General features: G+C 41.9%; 15 protein-coding genes. All 15 read left to right on the top strand.

Annotation, left to right across the window (positions count from 1 at the left end; translation table 11 throughout):
• Positions 1-54: 54 nt before the first annotated feature.
• Positions 55-5,433, top strand: a complete 5,379-nt coding sequence (locus DW743_RS08185; protein WP_172622379.1) for a SpaA isopeptide-forming pilin-related protein — start codon at positions 55-57, stop codon at positions 5,431-5,433.
• A 71-nt stretch (positions 5,434-5,504) separates the two neighbouring features.
• Positions 5,505-5,852: a helix-turn-helix domain-containing protein gene (locus tag DW743_RS08180; protein ID WP_055196088.1), complete on the top strand. Its 348-nt coding sequence runs from the start codon at positions 5,505-5,507 to the stop codon at positions 5,850-5,852.
• 14 nt (positions 5,853-5,866) lie between these two features.
• Positions 5,867-6,862, top strand: coding sequence for a DUF5688 family protein (locus DW743_RS08175; RefSeq protein WP_117568820.1), 996 nt, complete (start codon positions 5,867-5,869; stop codon positions 6,860-6,862).
• Positions 6,863-6,971: 109 nt separating this feature from the next.
• Positions 6,972-7,511 (top strand): JAB domain-containing protein, encoded by a 540-nt coding sequence (locus DW743_RS08170; RefSeq protein ID WP_004611525.1) that lies wholly within the window; start codon positions 6,972-6,974, stop codon positions 7,509-7,511.
• Between the two features lie 4 nt (positions 7,512-7,515).
• Positions 7,516-8,493, top strand: coding sequence for a DUF3991 and TOPRIM domain-containing protein (locus DW743_RS08165; RefSeq protein ID WP_117606304.1), 978 nt, complete (start codon positions 7,516-7,518; stop codon positions 8,491-8,493).
• 393 nt (positions 8,494-8,886) lie between these two features.
• Positions 8,887-9,408, top strand: a complete 522-nt coding sequence (locus tag DW743_RS08155) for a multidrug transporter (protein WP_117477939.1) — start codon at positions 8,887-8,889, stop codon at positions 9,406-9,408.
• Between the two features lie 4 nt (positions 9,409-9,412).
• Entirely contained in the window at positions 9,413-9,745 is a 333-nt protein-coding gene (locus tag DW743_RS08150; protein WP_117477940.1) for a plasmid mobilization protein, read from the top strand.
• A gap of 10 nt (positions 9,746-9,755) precedes the next feature.
• Positions 9,756-11,174 (top strand): relaxase/mobilization nuclease domain-containing protein, encoded by a 1,419-nt coding sequence (locus tag DW743_RS08145; RefSeq protein ID WP_117761394.1) that lies wholly within the window; start codon positions 9,756-9,758, stop codon positions 11,172-11,174.
• Positions 11,175-11,203: 29 nt separating this feature from the next.
• A complete protein-coding gene (locus DW743_RS08140) occupies positions 11,204-12,388 on the top strand; it encodes a hypothetical protein (RefSeq protein ID WP_117690976.1) in 1,185 nt (394 codons plus the stop codon).
• A 9-nt stretch (positions 12,389-12,397) separates the two neighbouring features.
• Positions 12,398-12,802, top strand: coding sequence for a hypothetical protein (locus DW743_RS08135; RefSeq protein WP_006858865.1), 405 nt, complete (start codon positions 12,398-12,400; stop codon positions 12,800-12,802).
• The gene (locus DW743_RS08130) at positions 12,802-13,920 is read left to right on the top strand and encodes a PcfB family protein (RefSeq protein ID WP_055262783.1); all 1,119 of its coding nucleotides are present in this window, start codon (positions 12,802-12,804) and stop codon (positions 13,918-13,920) included. The genes DW743_RS08135 and DW743_RS08130 overlap by 1 nt, the downstream gene beginning before the upstream one ends.
• A 6-nt stretch (positions 13,921-13,926) precedes the next feature.
• Positions 13,927-16,122 (top strand): VirD4-like conjugal transfer protein, CD1115 family, encoded by a 2,196-nt coding sequence (locus DW743_RS08125; RefSeq protein ID WP_117761262.1) that lies wholly within the window; start codon positions 13,927-13,929, stop codon positions 16,120-16,122.
• A gap of 123 nt (positions 16,123-16,245) precedes the next feature.
• Positions 16,246-16,785, top strand: a complete 540-nt coding sequence (locus DW743_RS08120; protein WP_227701393.1) for a helix-turn-helix domain-containing protein — start codon at positions 16,246-16,248, stop codon at positions 16,783-16,785.
• 266 nt (positions 16,786-17,051) lie between these two features.
• Positions 17,052-17,432 (top strand): hypothetical protein, encoded by a 381-nt coding sequence (locus DW743_RS08115; RefSeq protein WP_040894197.1) that lies wholly within the window; start codon positions 17,052-17,054, stop codon positions 17,430-17,432.
• Positions 17,433-17,486: 54 nt separating this feature from the next.
• Positions 17,487-18,329 (top strand): hypothetical protein, encoded by an 843-nt coding sequence (locus DW743_RS08110; protein WP_008120647.1) that lies wholly within the window; start codon positions 17,487-17,489, stop codon positions 18,327-18,329.

Raw genomic sequence — 18,329 nt, 5'->3', positions numbered from 1 at the left:
GCCATAAACTTATGTCTTTCTTTTTTTATGCGTAAATTAAGGAGGAAAGAGCACATGAAACAGAAACTAAAGCGTTTTATGGCAGGATTTATGGCTATGCTCACACTGGTTGGAACACTCTTTACGAATGGTACAACAGCATTTGCAGCCAGTCCGCAGGCAAATATTGCGTTCTGGAATGCATCAGTCAAAAATTCCGGAGAAGTAAGTGAGCTAAAGCCCGGATTTAATCATGGCAAGATTCTGTATTCAATTCTTGACGGAAATTCGGCATATTGTATGAATTTCGGATTAAGAGCAGATGGCGGTCAGCTTATGAACAGCTACGATGATGCAAGCACATCAATGTCAGCACAGCAGAGAAAGCTTTTAAGTTACTGCCTTTATTATGGGTTTAACAGTACACAAAAGGCGGCACCAAGCAACAGCCAGTGTGATGAGTATATCGCAACTCAGGCAATGGTATGGGTAATTGTAGCAGATATTTTTGGAACTGGAAGTGGTGATTCGGCAGCGAGAAAGCTCTGCAACACAGCACCAAGTCCTGATTCTTCATACAGTTATTATGAGAGACTCAGGGACAATATCAGCAGCTCCTACAATGCAACACTTCCAAGTTTTGCATCACGCAGAACCAGTGAGGCACCAACTTATGAGCTGAAGTGGAATGAGGGAAGTCAGAGATTTGAAACAACATTATATGACAGCAATGGTGTTTTATCGGATTTTGATTTTGGCATCAGCGGATATTCTGTTGATAAGAATGGCAACAGTATTACCATATCTTCAACGAGTGTGAATACTACAGCTACAACAGGAACATTCACATCCAATGCAGGCAAGGTTGAGACAACATCAAGCTGTGTATTCTGGCTTACAGGAAAAAGCGGATATCAGGAGTTTATTTCTGAAAGACCGACAGCAGATCCTGTCAAAGCCTATATCAAGGTCAAGACAGAGAACATCGGATATGGTGAGCTTACAAAGACAGATGAGTCAAGCGGAGTGAAGCTTTCCGGTGCAGTTTATGGAATCTATTCTGACAGCGGATGCACAAACAGAGTACAGACCATGACAACAGATGGAAACGGATATGCAAAGTCAGCTGCACTTGTTGCAGGCACTTATTATGTAAAAGAAATTACCGCACCAAAGGGATATGTCCTTTCCGGTAAGGTTCATACACTTACTGTAAAAGCAGGACAGACAACGGGAATCTCTGCAACAGATAAAGAGCAGCTTGGAGCAATCACAATCTATAAAGAGGGTGAGGTGCTTAGCTCATGGAATGGAAGCAATTTCACCTATGAGAAAAAGAAGCTTTCCGGAGCAGCATTCAAGGTAACTGCCGGGGCAGATATCTACAAGGCAGATGGTACAAAGGTGTATAGTGCTGGCGATGTTGTAGCAGAAAGCCTAACAACAGGAACTGACGGACAGGTGGTATTATCTGACCTTCATCTTGGAACTTATGTGATTACTGAGATTAAGAGCATTGACGGATATACAATCAATACCACACCTCAGACAGTAGCAGTTGAGTATAAGCACCAGACTGTGACAGTCCAGTATGAATCAACTACGATTGAGAATACAAGACAGAAAGCGGATGTATCTGTCGTAAAGAAGGACTCTGACACAGAGAACCCTCTTGAAGGCGGCAAGTACACACTTTATGCCGGAAATGACATCAAAAACTATGCCGGACAGGTTATTGTGACAAAGGGTACAGCTCTTGAGACAGTAACTACAGGTGAGGACGGAAAGGCAAGCTACAGCGCGGATCTGCCAATCTCTAACGGATATTATGTATCAGAGACACAGGCACCATATGCGTATATCAGAAACAGTAAAGATGTTTACAGCTTCAATTTCAATGTATTACCTGAAACACAGGCAAAGGCATCATTCAGTCATACATTTGTGAATGACAGAACGACAGCAAAGATTCATATCTACAAGGTAGACAAGGAATCAGGCAAGGCAGTTGCCCAGGGAGATGCAAGCCTTGAAGGTGCAGTTTATGGTCTTTATGCAAGAAACGATATCGTGCATCCGGACGGAGCAACAGGAGTCGTATTCAAAGCAGGTGACCTTGTAGCAACACTTACAACAGATAAGAATGGAGAGGCAGAGGTCAATAACCTTTACCTTGGAAATTATTATGTAAAGGAAATCACTCCATCAGAGGGGTATCTCTTAGACGAAGAGGAACATGATGTGGTATGTGATTATGAGGGAGACCTTGTAGCAGAGGTATCAAGAAGTACAACTTCAGCAGAGCAGGTAATCAAGCAGCCATTCCAGCTTATCAAGGTATCTGACAATGGCGATGATACTGAAGCAGGACTGCTTGCAGGTGCAGAGTTTACAGCTTATTTGAAATCATCTTTACCTGTAAAGGCAGATGGAAGTTATGACTTTGACAAGGCATCTCCGGTTGTAATCGGGGAAAACGGAGCAACAACAATCACATCCGATGACAAGGGGCATGCAGTTTCCATTGCAATTCCTTATGGAACTTATGTGGTAGTTGAGTCAAAGACTCCGCATAACATGAAGACGATCAAGCCATTTGAGGTAAAAATCAGCGAGAACCATCCTGACAAACCTCAGACATGGAGAGTATTCCTTGACAGGGAGTTTACTGCAAAGCTTCGTGTAATCAAGAAGGATTCCGATACAAAGCAGACAGTACTTGTGCCAAATGCAGAGTTTAAAATCTTCAATATTGATAAGAACGAATATGTAAAGCAGTACACAACTTATCCGTCAAAGGTAGAGCATACTTCATTCTTTACTGATGAGGACGGAGATTTAATCTTACCGGAGGCACTTAAAATCGGTAACTACCGCATTGAGGAAGTGTCTGCACCATTTGGATATGTTGTAAATGATAAGTATGTCAACATCTCGGTTGATACTGATACAGCATTTGAGACAGATGGTGATACAAATGATGCAATCATCACCGTGGAATATTCCGATGCCCCTGCAGTCGGAGAGCTGACTGTAGAAAAGAAGGGAGAGGTACTTGACGGATTCAAGGGTGGACTTCTTGCAAGCTCATATGAGAAAGAGTTTGTTTATAAGGAAGGCTCACTTGCCGGAGCAAAATTCAAAGTTTATGCTGCGGAAGATATTTACACAGCAGACAACCAGAAGGATGCAGACGGAAACCGCATTAAGTATTACAGCAAGGGAGACCTTGTGACAACTCTTACAACTGGCAAGGATGGAAAGGCAACAGCAAAGAATCTTCCTCTTGGACAGTACAGAGTTGTGGAAGTGGAAGCTCCATACGGATATGTATTAAATCCGAATGAGCAGAAAGTGACATTCACATATGTGGATGATAAGACACCTGTTATCAAGGAAAGCCTTACTTTCTCAGATGACAGACAGAAGCTTGATATGTCAGTGACTAAGCTTGATGCAGAAGATAACACACCGATTGCAGGTGCAGTATTTGGTCTTTATGCAGATGAGGATATCAAGAATGCTGATGGCAGAGTTATTATCGAGAAAGGCACACTTCTTGAGAAGGCAACATCTGATGAGAATGGAAAGATTGCTTTTGTTAAGAATTATCCATTTGCAAAATATGTTGCAAGGGAGCTTGTAAAGCCTGCCGGATATGTGACAAATGAGGAAGCAGTAAACTTTGATACAAAATATCAGGGACAGGATGTTAAGACTGCTGTATATAACAGCGAGTATAAGAACACTCCTACAACCTTTGAGTTTACAAAGACAGATATCACAAGCGGTGCAGAGCTTACAGGTGCAACACTTACTGTACTTGATAAGGATGGAAATGTGGTAGACACATGGACATCTGATGCTAAGGAAGCACATGTAATCAAGAGACTTGTAGTTGGAGAGATTTACACTCTTCGTGAGGAATTTGCTCCTTACGGATATCTCAAGGCAGCAGATATCCAGTTTACAGTTGAGGACACAGGCAAAGTGCAGCATGTAGAGATGAAGGATGAAGTTCCTACAGGTTCCATCGTTATCAATAAGGACGGCGAATTTGTAACAGATACCACTCTTATGAAGGGGTACTGGTACGACTTTATCTTCAATTTCTTCAAGGACAGCCTTGCAGGAGTAACTTTTGATGTATATGCAAAAGAGGATATCGTAAGTGCTGACGGACTTGACACTGTATATCATAAGGCAGGAGACAAGGTGGCAACCATCGTGACAAATGATAAGGGTATCGCAAGAATTGATGACCTTCCACTTGGCAGATATTATCTTGTTGAGACAAAGACCATTGATGGATTTGTATTAGATGATACACCGATTGAAGCAGACCTTTCCTATATCGACCAGAATACAAAGGTTGTGTTTGCAGGAATGGATGTGACAAATGAGCGTCAGAAAGTGCAGATTACTGTAACCAAGACTGATTCAGAGACTAAGGAAGCACTTGAGGGAGCAGTATTCGGTTTATTTGCGAAAGAAGACATTGTGAACAAAGATGGCAAGGTAATCGTAAAAGCTGATACACAGATTGAGAGAACAGTAACAGGCAAGGATGGAAAGGCTGCATTTACCTCTGACCTTCCGCTTGGACAGTATTATGTCAAAGAGATTGAGGCCCCAAAGGGCTATGTGAAGTCTGATAAGATTTTTGATGTGGATGCTTCATATCAGGGAGATAAGGTAAAGGTTATCGAGTTTGAGGCAGCATTTGAAAATGCACCTATTAAGGTAGAAATTTCAAAGACTGATATCACAGGAGAGAAAGAGTTGCCTGGAGCAAAGCTTTCAGTAATTGATGCTGATGGAAAGCTTGTAGAAAGCTGGACATCTGAGGCTGGAAAGACTTATATGATCGAAAGACTTCCTGTTGGAAAGTACACACTTCGTGAAGAATCAGCTCCTTATGGATACAAGGTGGCGAAGGATGTGACCTTTGAGGTAAAGGAGACTGCCGAGATTCAGAAGGTATCCATGAAGGATGAGCAGGCAGTAGGTAAGATTGTCATTGAGAAAACTGACAAAGTAACCGGAAAGCCGATTGAGGGTGTTGTATTTGAAGTAAGGGATAAGGACGGAAAGGTGCTTGATACACTCACTACTGACAAGAATGGTCATGCAGAGAGCAAGGAGCTTCCTATCTGTACTTACAACGAGGATGGATCATTCAAAGAAGATATCCATTATACAGTTGTTGAGACTAAAGCAGCTGACGGATATATCCTTGATGAAACAGCTCATGATGTAACTCTTCGATATGATGACAATGCACCGGATGTTGTTGTAACAACTCTTAAGCTTGTCAATGTACCGACAGAGCCTAAGCTTCCACAGACAGGCGACAATGCAAATCCGCTTCTTTATCTTGGAATTGGTGCACTTGCACTTATTACAGGTGTTGGAGTAGGACTTCGTGGAAGAAAGAAAAAGAATAAACAGTAACAATAAACCTTGCAGGGAATGTAAGCCAGTGACTTATGTTCCCCGCTTTTTTTTGATTTGGAGGACAAACAGTGGTAGGAGAAAGAATCAGGTATTACAGAAAACGACAAAAAATGACACTCAGGGAACTGGGCGAGAAAAGTGGTTTTGAAAATAGAGGTGATGTAAGAATTGCCCAATACGAAAATGGTTCAAGAGTTCCAAGGACGGGAACGTTGAACAGGATTGCAAAGGCACTAGGCATTCCGCCGGAAGAATTATTCTGTGAGGACTGTAGAAAGTGTATGTTTCTCAAGAATTATTACAGAAAGAAAAGAAAATCTCATACCACTTTTGATATGGGAATCGAAGAAGACAACAGTTACAGAGAACACAAAAATCCTGATGATGAAGGGATTTTATATGACAATTTAGATTAAGGAGGAACCGTAATATGATGAATTACGAGATTTTTAAGGAAGTAGTAAAAGAAAAGTTTATGGATTATATGCCTGAGAAATTCAAAGGAATGGAGCTTGTGGCAGAGCCAGTGGAAAAGGTAAATGTGACTCTTGATGGCATCATCTTAAGAGAAGAAGGCAGGAACATTTCACCCACGATTTATATCAATGACATGTATAAGAAGTATCAGGACTGTGGCGATCTTGAGGAAACACTTATGGCTGCATGTGACTTCATGGAAAGGGCATATGAGCAGACTCCGGTTGTTGATGTGGACAGCATTATGAGGGATGCTAACGAGAAGATTGTATTCCAGCTCATCAATACAGAGCAGAATAAAACATTTTTGGAACAGGTGCCGCACAGAGAGTTCCAGGATCTTTCTATTGTGTATAAGGTAATAATCAGTGCAGATAAGGATGCGGTGCAGAGTTCAAAAATTACAAATGAATTTGCGAAAAGACTTGGAATGAGCGAGGAACAGCTCTTTAAGTGTGCAGCGGAAAACACAAGAAGACTCTTCCCACCTGTCGTTCGTAGCATGAATGACATTATGAAAGAAATGTTCGCAAGGGATGGGATGCCACAGGAGATCGCAGAGATGATGATAGCTGAGATTCCACCGGAGCAGACGATGTGGGTGATTTCCAATGAAAAGGGTATCAATGGCGCAGCATCCATGCTTTATGAGAATGAGCTTCATGAGCTGGCAGAGAGTTTAGAGAGTGACCTTTATATTCTCCCTTCGAGCGTGCATGAGGTTATTGCAGTATCTTCAGATATGGGAAGCCCTGAGATGCTAGCACAGATGGTAGTCGAGGTAAATATGCAGGAGGTGTCTTTGGATGAGAGACTTTCCAATCAGGTATATCACTATGATAAGGATTTAAGAAAACTCACCCTTGCAACTGATACACCAAACAAGAGACTTGATGGTATCGTTGCAGAACCTCCCCTTGTATATGACGCGAAGGAAAAGTCCAGATAGGAGGCAGCTATGGAGCAGGAACTTACAATGGAAGAACTCATTGCTCTCATAAACAGCCAGAAAGGTGACTTTGTTATCCGTGTCGAGTTTGGAGAGGAGGCGGTGTCTGATGCCAAAGAAGAATGACTTCAAGCTTGATGTGGTTTCGGTAAGACTTGTAAAGGATGCTCCGATTTATTCGGAGCACACCTTTAATAATCCGGCGGATATAGCTGCTGTCATGGGAGACTGTATGTGCCAGTTTGACAGGGAAGTAGTGTGTGTGGTCAATCTAAGGTCAGATTTAAAACCTATCAATGTGCATTTTGCAAGTGTTGGTTCTTTAAATGAGGCAATGGCACATCCGAGAGAGCTGTTTAAATCAAGTATCTTAAGCAATGCTGCAAGCATGATGTTAATCCATTGTCATCCATCCGGAAATGTATTCCCAAGCAAGGCAGACACGATGATGACAGACCGCATGAACAAGCTGTGTGAACTGATGGGAATACCGCTCATTGATCATATCATAGTCGGTGGAGACAATCGTGAATTTTTCAGTTTCAGGGAAAAAGGCATGATTGATAATCCTAAGATTACCTTGAGCACAGATTACCGGACACTTGATATCAAGTCACCGCTTGTAGCAGAGCAGGGAAAGGCAAGGTGAAAGCATGGATGGAAGATTTACGGATGAAGAGCTTGTCATAGCAAAGAGTGTTGACCTGTGTGCAGTTGCAGAAAGCCTTGGGTATACAGTAAAGAGGATTGGCAAATACCACACTTTAAAGGAGATGGATTCCATCCGTATCTATAACAGAAGCCATTGGTACAGATGGTCAAGGCAGTTTGACAAAGGCAACAATGGCGGCTCACAGATAGATTTCTTACGGGTATTTTGTGGAATGAGTGTAAAAGAGGCTGTGTTCTGGCTTCTGGACTTTGCAGGATACAGAAGAATCGAGAATCCTGTAAAGCAACCACTTGTTCATCAGGTATCACAGAAGCAGGCAGAGGAGAGAAAGCCGTTTGTCCTACCGGAACCGGCAGGAGATAATTCCTATCTTATTTCATATCTGAATCAGGAGAGAGGAATCAGCAGAGCAGTCATAGATCTTTTTTTAAAAGACGGACTGATTTATGAGAGCAGGCATTACCACAATGTTGTTTTCAAGGGAAATGATAAAAATGGAGTGACAAGATTTGCAAGTATGAGGGGCGTGTTTGATAAGCAGGGCAAGCCATTCAAGTGTGATGTCACAGGCAATGATAAAAACTATGGATTTAATGTAGTAAATGTTAACAGTACAGAGCTTGTAGTATTTGAGGCAGCAATCGACCTTATGAGTTATGTTGATATCTTCACGGATTATGAATCAAATAAGCTGGCACTTGGAATGCTTGCAGATGCCCCGCTTGAGACATTTCTTCGGGAACATCCGCAGATTACTTCCATCCGGTTCTGCCTTGATGGAGATGAGCCGGGACGGAAGGCGGCAGCTGAACTTATGAGAAAGTATTATGAGCTTGGATATGAGGTAGAAGACTGCCCGCCTCCAGCCGGATATAAGGATTACAACGAGTGGCTTGTAGCGGCAAAGCTTAATCTGAACAGGATGAATAAGCGAGCAGATGAACCAGTCAGGGCATGAGAAACCGGATTTTGATGTGTGGGGGCAGAAAGCGCCCCCAAAACAGCAAAGTGGGGGCAGAAAGCGCCCCCAAAATGTCAAAGTGGGGGCAAAAAGTGCCCCCACAATTTGGACACGACAAAATCCGGACTGAAGTAAAAATAAAAGTGGGGGCAGAAAGCGCCCCCAAAATAACAAAATGGGGGCAGAAAGCGCCCCCAAAGTAGCAAAGTGGGGGCAAAAAGCGCCCCCACTTTCATAAACAGAGGGTTTTAGGGAGATTTTCTCCCTAACTAGATGGCATTAGGACAGAGATGTCTCTAATGCGTATCTAGCCGTAAACCTAAGAGATTCAGACAGGCGTGTGGGTGGAAGAGATATACAAAACACGGATAAGGGAGGTGCAGGAAAGCAATGGATAAAGAACTTACAATAATCGCAGAACCAGAGGAACTTATTGCCTGGGCAGACACATTTGATATCTTACTAAACCCTTCGATAGAAGATGCTGCAATTCTGCTTAACTATATGGAAGGACATGATTATGCCATTGGCATAGATTCAGATGGGAAGATGTACAGGCAGGATGTAGCTGAGGAGAATGGTGAAATTGAACCATACCCGATAGATGATGTTATAGATATTGTCTGTGAATGGAACTATGAACTGATACTTGATGCGGAAGCACACAGGAGTGATCCAAAGGATTTTAACGACTATAACGAGTATCAGAGCAAGTATGAAAGTCTGAAAGCAGATGAAAAGAGACTGGACAGATTGTTTGATAAAACCTGTTATGGTAAGGAACTTATAGAAGTTGCCACAGAGCTTGCAGACAGGGTTATTGCCCAGCTGGGTAATAAAGAACTGGAAAAAGTTGCTGTAACAGTAGCAGAAGGAGTAAGAGAATACAGTACGGGTAAGAGAGGAAGGTGATTCTATGGCGGATAAAGTTCATTGTATAAGGAAAACACTAAGACTTATGCCACAGGAAGCGAAGGTACTTTCTGATAAGGCAAAGGCAAATGGAATGAATGAAGCCGAATATATCAGGCTTCTAATCAGTCAGAAACCAAATGATTATCCGGAAGTAAGGAAACTTCTTAAAGAGCTTATCAATGAGATAAACCGAATCGGCATTAACATCAATCAGATTGTATTTAACAGCAATGCACAGCTGTATTCCAAGAAAGATAAGGAACAGCTTGTGACATATATGAAAAAGCTGAATCAGTCTGTCAGCGAGGCGGTGGTAAAGATTGGCAATCAGTAAGATACTTCACATGAAGGACAGCGGGAATTCTTTTCATGCAAGGCATTTGAAACGGGCACTGGATTATGTGATGAATCCTGAGAAAACTCAGAGAGGAAGACTTGTGGGAGCTGTTAACTGTCAGGCAGATATGGCTTTTGAACAGATGATGGATACAAAGAAGCAGTTTGGAAAAACAGACAAGCGACAGGGGTATCACATCATTCTTTCCTTCAAAGAGGATGAGGTGGAACCGGACAGGGCTTTTGAGATAACACAGAAGTTTGTAGCAGAATATCTTGGCGATGCCTATGAAGCGGTATTTGTGGTTCATGATAATACAGACCATGTTCATTCACACATTGTATTTAACAGTGTAAGCTTTGTGGATGGGAAAAAGTATCGCTACGAGAAAGGTGACTGGGCAAAGTATATCCAGCCGATTACCAATAAGCTGTGTCAGGAGTATGGTCTTTCCATTATAGATGTGGAGGATGGCAGCAAAGAGAAACAGCACGAGAATTATAAGGATTGGAGCGAATATCGTGAAGGCAGCTTTGTGTGGGCAGATATGATAAAAAGAGATTTGGATGCCTGCATTTTACAGGCAAATGATTTCAGAGGATTTCTGGAACTGCTGTCGGAAAAAGGATATGAGGTCAAGCAGGGAAAGTATCTGGCAGTCAGACCACAGGGGATGACAAGATTCAGAAGATGTAAGACTCTTGGCGAGAATTATTCACAGGAAGCTATTGTGGAGCGTATTGCTAAGGAAGATTTATCTTTTTACCAGTCACAGAATGAGGAAAAACAGGCAGCGATAGTAAAGTGCTATGTCAAAAGATACCGCAGGGCGAAGATGTCAGGCTTGCAGAAAAGATATTATGCAAAGCTTTACCGGATTGGAAAGCTGAAAAAGAAGCCATACAGTCAGGTATGGAAGTATAAGGATGATATCCGAAAGATGCATAAGCTGCAGGAGCAGTATCTATTTCTGGTAAGGCATAAGATTGAGAGTGCGGAAGAACTTGTATCGGTACTTGATAATCTGACGGATAAGAAAAAAGAAGCATCAAAGGAAAAGAGTAAGACCTATAAGGCTAAGGAAAGATTCAAAGATATTTTTGACAAGGCTGAACAGATCCGGGGGCTTGATGATGCGGAATCGTGTTATCAGAGTGGGGATACCTTCTTTGAAGATGAGCACAATGCATGGGAAAGGCTTAACACTGAGCTTCTGGCACAGGGATACAGTGTGGAAGAGGTCGAGAGTCTTAGAAAAAAATATGAGAGCAAGTATGCACAGGACTGTAAGGCAGAACGGGCGGTATCAAAGGAACTTAATCTTGGAAGATCAATATGGAAGGAACTTACGGTATCAGCTTCGGCAGAAGAGAAGCAGTATGACAAAGAAACAATAAGAGACAGAAAAGAACAGCCGGTACGTTAGGCTGTTTTTTTAGTGGTTAGGAGGCATATATGGAAGAAAAAAGAGAGCCATTAAGTGAAATGGCGATTGAGAGAAAGATACAGATTCTTCGTAATAAGCATATGGACAGTGAGGTTATTGCTCTTGTCAAAAGCGATTATGAATATGGACTGACTGATGATGAAATCGGTCTGTATCTTAACAAAAGTTATGACATTGAGCAGATGAAGGTGTTATCAAAATGTCTGCATAAGGGTGTATCAGAAGAGTTGTTAACGCTGCTGAAAGATAGCAGGATGGCAGCACCTAAGATGCAGACAGCATTGGATTACTATGAAAAAGGTGTGCCGATTGATGCAATCAGAGAGGTAGTCCAAAAAGATGATACAGCAGTAAACATGCGCAGGATGTTTGATGTGGTATTAGATAAGCTTAATAAAGCCAAAGAGCAGATGCCACAGGATTTAGAGTATGTGAAAAGTCTTGTAGCTCAGATGGATGAAGTGGTTGCAAAGATCAATCATCAGAATGAAAGGTATGATGCCCTGAATAAGAAGCTTTCTGAAATAGAAACTTCCAAAGATGACGAGGAAGTCAGGGAGCGTCTAGTCAAGGAGAACCAGGATAAGGACGCTCTTATCAACAGTCAGCAGAATGAACTGAATAAGGCAAGCAGTACGATTGCAAGACTCAGGGATGATATTGAGAAAAAGGATAAGGAGATGAAGCGTATGGGAGACAGAATAGAGTCATTGGAAGATAAGATCATAAGTGTTGCCACAGAGAATAAGAAAGAGGCAGAAAGTAAGGCAGAGCCGCAGGAAAGCCAGTCCGTATCACAGGCAGATAAAAAGATGGTTGATACAGTTGCAGTTCCTCAGAATATGCAGGCTGTGGCAAATGGAATTCCGGTCTATTATCAGATTCCGGTAGTTGATGGTACTGGAAATGTGGTGCAGAGACTTCCGATTGAGCGAAGTGTGAGAAAGAGCAGCAACAGCGGAGTGGCAAGTCTTTTTGCAAGACTGTCATTTAAGAAAAAGTCAAGAGCAGACATTGTAAAGCTGGTTGCATCGGGAGACCTTGTTCCGGCGCAGCTTGTGCAGATTAAGAGTGCAATAGAAAAGGGACTTACTGAGTCACAGCTTGTAGAGCTTATAAACAACAACATTTCAGCGGAAAAGATGAAGGAGATCATTGAGATTGCTGTGCTTGAAAACAGCATGGCAGATTAGGAGGAACTTATGAATTTAGCAGTAGTAAATGAAGCAGTAACAGAAATGAATGGTGTGGAGCATCAGTTTACAGAGGAAGAGAAAAACTTTGTTGTCCAGTTCGCATTCAGAAGTGGCAGCAAGGAAGACACGATTTCTCTTATTGAAGCTTTGGCACATTCAGCGGATAAGGCTGAGTCGGACGAGATTATGGTCACATACAGGTCTAAATATGATATGAAGCCTGCATGGGTGGAACAGGTGGAAAACCTGCTTGTGGCACTTGAAATGTATCGTATCGAGGAGGAGAAAGCAATCAATCATCTGGCAGATATTTTGACTGCTTATGGTATTGATGTATCAGCCGAGGAAATCCGTACTACAGAGACAGAAACGCTTAAAACAACAGTCAGAGAGAAAGTGGAGGTGCGATAATGGCAGAAGAGATTCAGGAAGCGGTGCAGATCATCCGTGTAGCTTATGATGGCATTGAGATTGCCATGAAGGTAGGAAGCGGCGGCATTGCTGCCATGCAGAAGGCAATAGATTTCTTAAAAGGGATGCTTGATTATGAAAAGTCACTTGGCAAGACATCCATGAGAAAGCTGATCTTAAAAGGTGGCGATTTACAGGTGTTGCAGTTTAATACCGAAGATATGAAAAAGGTTGAAAAGATGGCAAAGAAGTATGGAATCCTGTATTCGGTACTTCCAGACTGTAACAGGAAAGATGGACTGAGTGAGGTAATCTTTCATACAGAGGCAGTTCCCCGTGTGAATATGATGATACAGAAGCTCAAGTTTGGTAAGATTGCCACATTTGACGATTATCTGAAGAATGGAGATGAAAAATCCCTTGGCAAGCTGATGGATTTTTTGAAGAAACAGCAGGGAAACGAGAAAAGCCACACGATAGAAGGGGATAGGGTTAATACCGCTATTGACGGACTGATCGAAAAGGTCGGAATGTTTGCAATGGAAAAGAAAGCTATCAGTGTGGATCAGGTCAAGGAGAATTTCAGTATCAATGGTGAGCAGGCTGAAAGTGTTATCAAACAGCTAGAGACAATCGGTGTGCTTGGAAAGAAAAATGAGGATGGCACCCATACAGTCATGATGGACAAGGATGCATTTATCAATCGTGTCAGAGGCTATCAGGACCTTGCTGAGAGAGTGAGGGCAGTTGCAGCATCAAAGAATGCGAACTTATCAGATGTGACTATCAGTAAGAAGCTGATTATCGAAGAGAATGACCATGCTGTTAAGACCAGAGTTCCCGGCACATGGGGAGAAGAGGCAAGATATGTATGGCTCCGTAAGGAAAACATCATGGAGATTCATGGTGGAAAGACAATGCTTACCTTCCTTGATTCAACCAAGGATTATAAGCTCTACGATGAGCAGAATCGTGTGGTGACAACCCAGAAAGGAACCGAGCTTTATACTCACTACGACAAGGTGGAGTCATCTGTCAGGGATCGTTACGAGAAAGTGCAGAAGCAGCAGAAAAAGACCACACAGAAGAAAACTGTTACCACAAAGAAAGCGAGGTAGCAACCTATGCAGACAACAAAGAAAAAGCCGTCACTGATATTCATTCTTGTGGGTGCAGTGTTAGCAGGGTATCTTGGTTATCTGATAAATGGTGCGTGGACGGAAGGGATTGCCTTTAATGAATTTATGGACAGATTCAATGAAGTATGTGCTGTTCCCTTTGCCAACTATTACAATTCCAATACAGTAAAAGCAGTAGCCATTGCATTAGGTATCTATGCGATGGCTATTGTCATGTATTACACCAGTCAGAGAAACTATATGCCTGGCAAAGAATTTGGTACGGCAAGATTTGAAAATCCGAAGCAGGTCAAAAAGATACTTGCAGATAAGGATGAAAATTTCAACCGGATACTCAGCCAGAATGTGAAGATGTCGCTGGATTTTAGGAGACTCAAGCTCAATGGAAATATACTTATCTGTGGTGGTTCCGGAGCAGGAAAAACATTTTATGAAGTAAAGCCGAATCTTATGCAGATGCCGCATAACTGTTCCTTTATCTGTACCGATCCAAAGGGAGAAATCCTTAGAAGCTGCGGGCAGATGTTAAAAAATAACGGATATAACCTGAAAGTCATTAATCTGTTAGAGATGGATAAATCAGACTGTTACAATCCATTTTCCTATATCAGAGAGGAAACAGATGTGGTCAAGCTGATTACAAACCTTATCAGCAATACGACACCAAAAGGAGCGACACCAAGTGATCCGTTCTGGGAAAAAGCGGAAGGATTGTTCTTACAGGCTATCTTTTATTATGTGTGGCTGGAGGTACAGCCGGCAAAGAGAAACTTTGAGACAGTACTTAAACTTCTTGGAGAGGCAGAGGTTACAGAGCAGGGGAAGGCATCAAAGCTGGATGTGCGTATGAAGTTTTTAGAGGAAAGTTCCCCGCTTGGAGCAAATCATCCGGCAGTCAAGCAGTACAACAAATGTATGAGAGGTGCAGGAGATACAGTCCGTTCCATTATCATCAGTGCCAACTCAAGACTTGCATTTCTTGAGAATAAGCAGGTTTTACGATTACTCTCCAAGGATGAACTGAATCTTTCTGATATCGGCATTGGAGTCAATGGAGATGGTGAGACAAAGACAGCACTGTTTTGTGTAATCCCTGATAGTGACAAATCTTATAACTTTATTATCGGTATGCTCTACACGCAGATATTTCAGGAATTGTACTATCAGGCGGACTTTAACTGCGGAGGCAGACTGCCAATCCATGTGACATTTATGTTAGATGAATTTGCGAATGTCGCATTGCCCGATGACTTCTGTTCGCTGTTATCGACAATGCGAAGCCGTGAGATTTCAAGTATTATCATCATTCAGAACTTTGCCCAGCTAAAGGCACTTTTTAAAGATACCTGGGAGACAATTCCCGGCAACTGCGATACTTTCATCTATCTTGGTGGAAATGAGCAGAGTACACACAAATACGTGTCAGAGCTGCTTGGAAAAGGTACGATTGATAAGAAGTCAAGTGGAGAGACAAAGGGCAGACAGGGAAGCTCTTCAAGAAACTATGATGTATTAGGAAGAGAACTGTTCACACCCGATGAAGTCAGAAAGCTGGATAACAAAAAGTGTATTATCTTTATCCGTGGTTTTGATCCTATCATGGACAATAAGTTCATACCATTCAATCATCCGATGTTTAACCAGACAGCAGATGGCAAGGGAGAGCCTTATGTTCATCAGATAAGGGGAGCAGATAATCTTATCGGTCCGCCATTTGAGATTCTTTCAGACAAGGCAGTTAAGTATTATGAAAAGCTGAGGGATAAGGGCGAGAATGTGTATATAGATTCTCTTACCTATGAGCAGTTTATGATGCTTGGTGATGCGGAGTTAAGCAGAAGATTCTCCATGCAGGATGAGGCAGAGCAGAAAGCAAAGATTGACAGGGAGCAGGCAAATGAGCTTGAGTATGTCGATGAGTCACAGAAGTCTGATACTACAGAATGTGCTAACTCTTCTAATGGAAGTGCTGGTACTAAGCCTGTAAGGAATCCTGAGAGGGAAAAGCCTAAGTGGGAGGATACAATCACAAACCGAATGCTGCACTGGTCATATACACCGGAGCAGAAAGAGGAAGTGAAGAAGGCACTTGCGGCAGGAGTTCCGAAGGCAACGATTCTTACTTACTTTTATCCGGAGGTTACTGTGGAGAAGATGAGTTCATATCGAAAGAAGCAGTAATGTTTTTAGATATATTACAGAGTATATGATATAATTTGCTCACATAGTATGCTTCAGCTTATTGGACTACTAACATGTGAGCAGTTACAAAAGACAGAAATTATTTTATATTGGAGGTACAGGATGAATACGGAAAAGACTTTTGCAGATAGATTAAAAGAGTTGCGTAATATACGAAACTATACACAGGAAGAGCTGGGTAAGATAACAAATATATCTGTTCAGAGTATACGACGTTATGAACAAGGTAGACTCAATGAAGAGCCAAGTGCGTATAATCTTTTACAACTAGCAAAGGCACTAGATGTAACACCTGAATACTTATTGATAGGAGATAATAATATGACAAGTTACACGGAGGCAATTAAGAGAGAATTGAAGCAACTTAATGACTATGGACAAATATCTGAAATTAAAGAAACCGAGTTGAATTCCACGATTTTATCACATCTTGAGATGAGTAATGATTTAGTAGATGCTGTAAAGACGGATTGGAATGCAAAAGGCATATTTAAGAGGATAGAGAAAGAGGAAGATAAACAGATTGTGGTAGACAGTTATTGTACAAGACCTTATGTACAGGATGTCATATTACGATATTGCCAGAATAGATCTATATTTAAGACAAAGTTTGCAATAATTGATGGAATGCTTTTAGAATAAAGCAAATTTGAGAGTAAATTAGCACTTTAGCCATATGGTTAAGGTGCTTTTTTTCATACCTTGAAAGGAGATGGTCACAGCAAAAACGCATCGGGGAAAGCCCGATTAACCAGTACAACAGGCATTGCCTGATTATCATAGAGTAACTATCAACAGGACAGAAAGGAATGCATATATTCCGTTCGGAAAGCTAGCCGGATTGGAATATGTGTATTCCTTTCTGGCTTTTTCCGCTTCTGTCACTTCAAAAAAGGAGATTAAACAACATGAGAAAAGAACAGGTTATTTCAACAACAAACAACAATCAGATGGAGGAGAAAGGCATGAAGAGTAGATTCATTCACTTAAAAAAGAGATTCGTTCCGGCATTATCCGGAGCACTTATGGGAGTGATGCTTATGAGCACTACCTGTTTTGCAGCAGGTACAGGTACTTCCGCAGTAACACAGCCGCTTGAGAATTTAAAGACACTTATCATTGCAGTCATTGGTGCGGTTGGTGTCATCATTCTTGCAAAGAATGTTATGGAGTTCGCACAAGCCTACCAGCAGCAGGATTCATCTACCATGAACTCTGCACTGAAAGGAATTGTAGCAGGTGTCATGATGGCTGGTATTTCAACAGTACTGACATTCTTAGGCTTCTAAGATTGGGGAAATGCATTTCCCCTTTTAGTAAAAGGAAAGAGGTGAATAACAAGTATGGATATTTTTAAGCTTGGAGACAAGATCCTTGCACTTCTTGAGGCAGTGTTTGGGTTTTGGAACAATCAGATATCCCTGGTCTTTGCAATGCTTGGACAGTCACCGGTCAGTTTCAAGGGCGGAGGTCCCTGGGCAGTCATTGAGGGGATAGAGCCGGTCTTTGTAGCGGTCGGCTCTTCCCTCGTTGTGCTGTTCTTTGTTATCGGTTTCTGCTCGGAAAGCATAGATGTAAAAGATGAGATGAGGTTTGAATCAATCCTGCGTATGCTTATCCGACTGGGACTTGCAGAATGGTTTGTTGCAAATAATGTCACGATTATGAAAGCATTTTTTACTTCCATAGGAAATCTGGTAGGACTTATATCTGCCGGGACAACGACGCAGCTTGCCATTGACAGTACACAGGCAGATATCATTAAAGGACTCGGATTTGGTGAAAGTCTGGTAATGCTGATACTTACAGCTTTGCTTGCAATCATCATTATTATCTGTGGATTCTTTATCATCTACACAGTGTATTTCAGGTTCTTAAAGATACTGATTATTGTGCCGCTTGGTGCGATTGCATGCTCCACAATGGCAGGAAACAGAATGGTCAGTCATACAATGGCTACCTACTGCAAATATTTTCTTTCGTGTGTATTCGAGGCAGTAACGATGGCACTTGCAATTGTGGTATGTAATGCATTTATCAATGCAGGACTTCCAGCATTTACAGGAAGTTACGCTGACTGGGCACAGACGCTTATTTATTTGTGTGAAATGACATTTACGATAGCAATGACTGTTGGAAGTGTGAAGGGTGCACAGACACTTACAAGCAAGGCATTTGGATTATAG

It is taken from the genome of Blautia sp. AM28-27 (assembly GCF_003480905.1).
Taxonomy (GTDB): domain Bacteria; phylum Bacillota; class Clostridia; order Lachnospirales; family Lachnospiraceae; genus Fusicatenibacter; species Fusicatenibacter saccharivorans.
The sequence above is the reverse complement of the archived record's forward strand: the minus strand, read 5'-3'. Positions and strand labels throughout refer to the sequence as shown.